At 71.3% G+C, this 6,712-nt stretch carries 3 protein-coding genes; 2 read left to right on the forward strand and 1 reads right to left on the reverse strand.

The window, feature by feature from the left end:
- The first annotated feature begins 273 nt into the window (after positions 1 to 273).
- Positions 274 to 3,369 (forward strand): PAS domain S-box protein, encoded by a 3,096-nt coding sequence (locus HPY23_RS20265; protein ID WP_091890199.1) that lies wholly within the window; start codon positions 274 to 276, stop codon positions 3,367 to 3,369.
- A 299-nt stretch (positions 3,370 to 3,668) separates the two neighbouring features.
- Positions 3,669 to 4,852, forward strand: a protein-coding gene (locus HPY23_RS20270) for an IS3 family transposase (protein ID WP_200601600.1) whose coding sequence is annotated in 2 segments (ribosomal slippage) — positions 3,669 to 3,933 and positions 3,933 to 4,852 — 1,185 coding nt in all. Because the reading frame shifts where the segments join, the coding sequence is not laid out codon by codon here.
- A 437-nt stretch (positions 4,853 to 5,289) separates the two neighbouring features.
- Here the strand turns inward: HPY23_RS20270 and HPY23_RS34130 are convergent.
- Positions 5,290 to 6,501, reverse strand: coding sequence for a L,D-transpeptidase family protein (locus HPY23_RS34130; RefSeq protein WP_418888690.1), 1,212 nt, complete (start codon positions 6,499 to 6,501; stop codon positions 5,290 to 5,292).
- Between the last annotated feature and the right edge of the window lie 211 nt (positions 6,502 to 6,712).

Here is a 6,712-nt window from a genome sequence, read left to right on the forward strand (position 1 = left end):
CGCCGCGTCGCCCGCTCGGGTTTCCGCGACGATTGCTTTGACAGCCGGTGCTCCGTGTGAGACCGCTCACGCTCGCAGAGCCGGAAAGCCGCCTCTCCGACGGCCGAACCGGATCGGCCGAACCCTTGCCGCCCGGCCTCCCGAGCCCCGCAGGCCTGTCGAACGGGCGGCGCTCACGGATGCGGCGCGGGCGGGTAGGCGGGCGGGCGCCAATCGGCCCGCGATCTTCCGCGGCGCGTGGCCGCCACGCGCGCGAAGCGGGGACAGGACGTCATGCACGGCAGATCCGACGGCCTTCTCTGCGTCCCCGACGGCCTCGCCGACGGCGGCGGGATGAGCGCGCTCATGGACGGGCACGACTGGGCGGCCTCGCCGCTCGGCGACCGCTCGGCCTGGCCGCAAGACCTGACGACCCTCGTGGGCGCGATCCTCGCCTCGCACCAGCCGGCGTTCCTGGTCTGGGGAGTCGGGCGGACCCTCCTCTACAACGATGCCTATGCCGAGATCCTCGGGCGCAGGCACCCGGAAGCGCTCGGGCGCGACTACCTCGACGTCTGGTCCGGGATCGAGGCCGATCTCGGCACCCTCACGCAAGCGGCCTATGCCGGCAGCCCGGTCCATGCCGACGCCGCCGTGCTCGTCGTGGATCGGGCCACGGACCACGCGGACGCGCACGGAGCGGCCCGGTACTCCCTCTTCCACCTGCCGGTCCGCGATGCCGCCGGGCGCGTCGAGGGTCTGTACGGCACCTGCACCGAGATCGTCGGCCCTGCGGCGTCTCCCCCGCGCGGCCGGCGGGAGGCGGAGGGCCCGCCCGGCGACGGACCGGGGCGGCAATCCTTCCTCCTGGACCTCAGCGACGCGCTGCGGCCGCTGACATCGCCGGCGGACATCGCCGAGGTCGCGGCCCGGCGCCTCGGCCGGCGGCTCGACGCCAGCCGGGTCTTCTACGCCGAGATCGGCGGCAGCCTGATGAAGGTCGAGCGCGACTACGCCCGGGGCGTCGATTCGATCGTCGGGGAGCACTCCCTGGCGGCCTTCGGCCCGGATCTCCTGGCCGCCTACCGCGACAACGCGGTCGTCGCCGTCGAGGACGTGGCCGCGGATGCGCGCTTCGGCGCCGAGGCGCGCGAGGGTCTGGCATCGCGGCGGGTCGCCGCCTACGTCGACGTCATCCTGTTCCGAGAGGACCAGTGGGTGGGGCTCCTCGCCGTGCAGAGCGCGACCCCGCGCGCCTGGACCCGGGCCGAGGAGGATCTGATCCGGGAGGTGGGCGAGCGCGTCAAGGCGGCGATCGAGCGCGGCCGTGCCGAGACGGCCTTGAGCAAGAGCGAGGCGCATCTGGCGGCGATCTTCGCCGGCGCCTCGGTCGGCTTGTCCGAGGTGAGCGCCGAGGGCCGCTTCCTACGGGTGAACACCGAATTGTGCCGCATCCTCGGACGGTCCGCCGACGAGCTGCTGGGGCTCGACTTCACGTCCGTCACCGACCCGGACGACCTCTCGCCCAGCCTGGCGGCGGTCGCGGAGACGATCGGGACGGGACGCAGCACCTCCCTCGACAAGCGCTACCTGCGCCCGGACGGTACCGCGATCTGGGCCAATACCAGCATCCGGCGCCTCGACGACGCGGAGGGTTGCTTCAAGAACTTCCTGGCCGTGACGGTCGATCTGAGCCGGCGCAAGGAGACTGAGCATCGCCTAGCCGAGAGCGAGCGCCGCCTGCAGGAGCTGAACGAGACCCTGGAGCAGCAGGTCTCCGAGCGGACGGCGGAGCGCAACCTGCTGGCCACCATCGTCGAGCGCACCGACATCATGGTGATGGCGGCCGATCTCGATTACACGATCCTGGCCATCAACAAGGCCAATGCCGACGAGTTCGAGCGGATCTACGGCGTGCGGCCGAAGGTCGGCGACAACATGCTGGACCTGCTGGCCGACCAGCCCGAGCACCAGGCCCAGGTGCGGGCCGGCTGGGGCCGCGGCCTCGCCGGCGAGGAGATCACCGTGGTGGAGGAGTACGGCGACGCCGAGCGCGCCCGCCCCTCCTACCAGATCAGCTTCCGCACCCTGCGCGACGCGAGCGGCGAGCGCACCGGCTGCTACCAGTTCGTGATGGACGTGACCGAGCGGCTGCGAAGCCAGGCCCAGCTCGCCCAGGCCCAGGACGCCCTGCGCCAATCGCAGAAGCTCGAAGCCGTCGGCCAGCTCACCGGTGGGGTGGCGCACGACTTCAACAACCTGCTGACCATCATCCGGTCGTCGGTCGACTTCCTGCGCCGGCCCGACCTGCCGGAGGTGCGCAAGCGCCGGTACCTCGACGCGGTGTCGGACACCGTCGAGCGGGCCGCCAAGCTCACCGGCCAGCTGCTGGCCTTCGCCCGGCGCCAGGCCCTCAAGCCGGAGGTCTTCGACGTGGGCCAGAAGGTGCGCGGGATCGCCGACATGCTCGACACGCTGACGGGCGCGCGGGTGCGGGTCGTCACCGAGGGGCCGCATGGGCCCTGCCTCGTCCGGGCGGACCTGAGCCAGTTCGAGACCGCCCTCGTCAACATGGCGGTGAATGCCCGCGACGCCATGGACGGCGAAGGGACCCTGACCCTGCGGGTGTCGTGCGGCACGGCGCTGCCCGCCATCCGCGGCCACGCCGGATCCCAGGAGCGCTTCGCGGCCGTGGCGCTGATCGACACCGGCACGGGGATTGCGCCGGGAGAGATCAGCCGGATCTTCGAGCCGTTCTTCACGACGAAGGCGGTGGGCAAGGGCACGGGCTTGGGCCTGTCCCAGGTCTTCGGCTTCGCCAAGCAGTCGGGCGGCGACGTGGACGTGCGGAGCACCCTGGGACAGGGCACGACGTTCACGCTCTACCTGCCGGAGGTCGCGTCCGACGAGCGGATGGCCGCGGACCGTCCGCAGGACGACGGGCACGCTCCCCTGGGAACCGGACAGCGGATCCTCGTGGTCGAGGACAACGTCGGCGTCGGCCAGTTCGCGACGCAGATCCTGGAGGATCTCGGCTATCGGCCCGTCTGGGCCGCCAATGCCGAGGAGGCGCTGGAGGAGCTGGGCCGCGACGGGAGCCGGTTCGACCTGGTGTTCTCCGACGTCGTGATGCCGGGCATGGGCGGCGTCGCCCTGGCGCAGGAGTTGCAGCAGCGCGCGCCGCACCTGCCCGTGATCCTGGCCTCGGGCTACAGCCACGTGCTCGCGCAGTCGGACGCCCACGGATTCGAGCTGCTGCACAAGCCGTACTCGGCCGAGCAGCTCGGCCGCATCCTGCATCGGGTGCTCGACCTGCGCCCGAGCCCTCGCACGATCGAGCCCTGCCGCGCCACAGACGCTGCGGCCCTCAATGGTGCGGCCCTGAGATGAACCGGCGCGTCGGCCGGCCGTTCGACGAACCCGACGCGCGGGCTTTCCCCGATCGGGCATCGTGGCCGCTCGTCCAGCCGTCCGTTTCACAACCGGGAGCGGATCCCTGTCCTAAGTTTCAAGCCGATCGATGATAGGCCGATCTCGGTGGCGGCGCCCAGAAAATCTCGTCCTGCCGAGGATCTCCTTGGAAGTCGTTCGATTTTCCATCGACTGATACCCCAGTATGAGTATGATGCGCCCCCATTGAAGTTGTCCGCCTTGAGGTATGGCCTGCGGGCCAGGACGAGGCCGGACAGATGGGAACGAAGCGGCACAAGCCGGAGGATGTGGTCGCCAAGCTGCGGCAGGCGGACGTGTTGATCGCGCAAGGCCAGAGCGTGGCCGACGTGATCTGCGCCCTCGGTGTGACCGAGGTGACATACTACCGCTGGCGCAAGGAGTTCGGCGGCCTGAAGACGGATCAGGTCCGGCGGATGAAGGACTTGGAGATCGAGAACCAGCGACTTCGCAAGGCGATTGCCGACCTGACGTTGGACAAGCTGATCCTGCAGCAGGCGGCTCGGGGAAACTTCCGAGCCCCGCGCGCCGGCGTGCATGTGTCGAGCACATCGTTCAGACGATGAAGGTGTCCGAGCGCCGGGCCTGCCGAGCGCTTGGGCAGCACCGCTCGACGCAGCGCAAGGTGCCGCGGGGTAGAGGCGACGAGGCGGCACTGACAGCCGACCTCATCGCGTTGGCCGAGAAGTATGGCCGCTCCGGCTATCGCAAGATCAGCGCCTTGCTGAAGGCGGCTGGCTGGCTGGTCAACGACAAGCGCGTGGAGCGGATCTGGCGGCGTGAGGGGCTGAAGGTCCCGGCCAGGCAGCCCAAGCGTGGCCGCATCTGGGACGGGGACGGCTCGTGCCTGCGACTGCGGGCGGAGCGTCGCGATCACGTCTGGTCCTACGACGTCGTCGAAGCGCGCACCCATGACAGGCGCAAGTTCCGGATGCTCAACGTGGTCGATGAGTTCACGCGCGAGTGCCTGGCGATCCGGGTCGCGCGCAAGCTCAAGGCGGCGGACGTCATCGACGTGCTGTCCGACCTGTTCATCCTGCGCGGTGTGCCCGGCCACATCCGCTCCGACAACGGACCAGAGTTCGTCGCCACGTCGGTGCAGGCCTGGATCAACGGCGTCGGCGCCCAAACAGCCTCCATCGCTCCCGGCTCGCCGTGGGAGAACGGATACGTCGAGAGCTTCAACGCTCGCCTGAGAGATGAACTTCTGGACGGCGAGATCTTCTACACGCTCGAGGAGGCGCGGATCGTGATCGAGAGTTGGCGACGACACTACAATGGCGTGCGCCCGCACGCCTCGCTCGGCTACCGACCACCGGCCCCGGAGGTGTTCGTGCCCGCCTTGTCCGCTTGGCCGGCTGCGCTCACCCGACCGGCTCCGCCGGCCAAGCTACCCGTGAAGCAAAGGCCGACCCTGCACTAACTTTGAAGCCGGACCACCCCGTGGGGGCCGATCACTCGCGTCGTCCTGCACCGGATGTGGAGCGACGAGGCCGAGTTCCGGTTCGGCAAGGAGCCGGCGTCGGCCATCGCGGCCGCCTGACACGAGACATGCCTGCCCGCTCGAACGACCGACGGCAGGCCAGACTTCACCCGAGAGGGTGAGCCTGATCGTTCCCGTGGGGACGATGGGCCAGGCGATCTCGTTGAGAGTCTCGAACCGGACTGCGCCAGCAGTCCAGGTCGTGAAACAGATTGAGACGCCTCGCTCTCCTGACCCCATCATGAGGCGGCCTCGCGCCGACCGCGAAGAGAAGTGCGTGACCCGCGGGAGCGACACACCCGGACTAGGAAACATCGATCAGGAGATGCTTGCCTCATAAACCCCAATCAGAGAGGCTCTCAGATCACCTTCCCCTTTCAGATCACCTGCACCTTCGTGCCGACCGGGACGAAGCGGTAGAGCTCGATCACGTCCTCGTTCAGCATGCGGAAGCACCCGGCGGAGGCGGCGCGGCCGATCGAATGCGGGTTGGTGGTGCCGTGGATGCGGTAGAGGGTCGAGCCGAGATACAGCGCCCGGGCTCCGAGCGGGTTGCGCGGCCCTCCGGCGACGTGGCGGGGCAGGCCCGGGCGGCTGCGCCGCATCTCCGGCGTCGGCGTCCATTGTGGCCATTCCTGCTTGGCCGTGACCGTCTCGGTGCCCTTCCAGGTCGTGCCCGGGCGCCCGACCGCGACGCGGTAGCGGATCGCCGTGCCGTCGCCGCGCACGAGGTAGAGGAAGCGCGCCGCGGTATCGACCACGATGGTGCCGGGCGCCTGCGGTCCGGGAAAGCCGATCACCCGGCCGCGCCGCACCGCGGGCACCGCCACCGGGGCGACGGGGGACGGCGCGACCGGCGGCACCAGGCGCGGCGCGGGCATCAGGGGCTCGACCGGCAGCGCGGCGATCCGGACGGGCGCCGCAGGGGCGGCGGATTCCGGGACCGGGGCTGACGGCGCCTCGGGCGTCAGCGAGACCAGGCGGATCGGGGCATCGGGCAGCGGCAGGGCCGGCACCGTGACGGCGCTCGCCGCCGGTGGGGAAACTTGCGGGGCTTGGGTGGCGGCCGGCAGGGCTTGGGTGACCGGCCCGGCTTGCGCGACCTGTGGAGCTTGCGGGGCCGCGACCGGCAGCGGGAACACGGCTGCCGGGGAGGCGGCCGCGACGGGGCGATCGGAGGACGGGACGGCGGCGGCGGGGCGGGAGCCGCAGCGATAGACCCGGCGGCCATCCGCCCGCATCGTCACCGGGCCGATCGCGTCGACGACGATCTGCCGGGGCTCGGCGTTGGTACCGGCGCGCCGGTCCTCGGCCGAGCGGAAGCAGCGCATGTGCAGCCGGTAGCCGATCGCGGTGTCCGACACCCGGTCGATCCGGCAGTCGAGGTCGTGCGCCGCGAGACGCGCCTCGGCCTGGGGCTTCAGGCGGATCTCGAAGGCCCGGGGGCTCGCCGGGTCGGCGCAGTCGCGCAGGGTCGGCGCCCACCAGCCCGCCGGCGACTCGTCGGCCCTCATCGCGCGGGCGGCGCCGGGAACGGTGAGGACCAGCGCCGGAAGGAACGCGGGCAGGAGCCGGACGAGGCGTCGCATCGGGAAGGCTTTCGGAGCGGGGGACGGCGTCGGCGGGACGGGGATCATCGGGCGCGGGGGGCGTCCGCCGCGGCGACCGGGCGGAAGCCGTGCGCCGCCGGGGCGACGCCGACCACCACGAAGCCGCTCCAGCCCGCCCGGGGGGCGGGGCCGGCGGAGGCGGCGAGCCGGTCCGACGGTCCCGGGGAGGCCGCGTCGGCGACGAGGGCGA

This window comes from Methylobacterium ajmalii (assembly GCF_016613415.1).
GTDB lineage: Bacteria > Pseudomonadota > Alphaproteobacteria > Rhizobiales > Beijerinckiaceae > Methylobacterium > Methylobacterium ajmalii.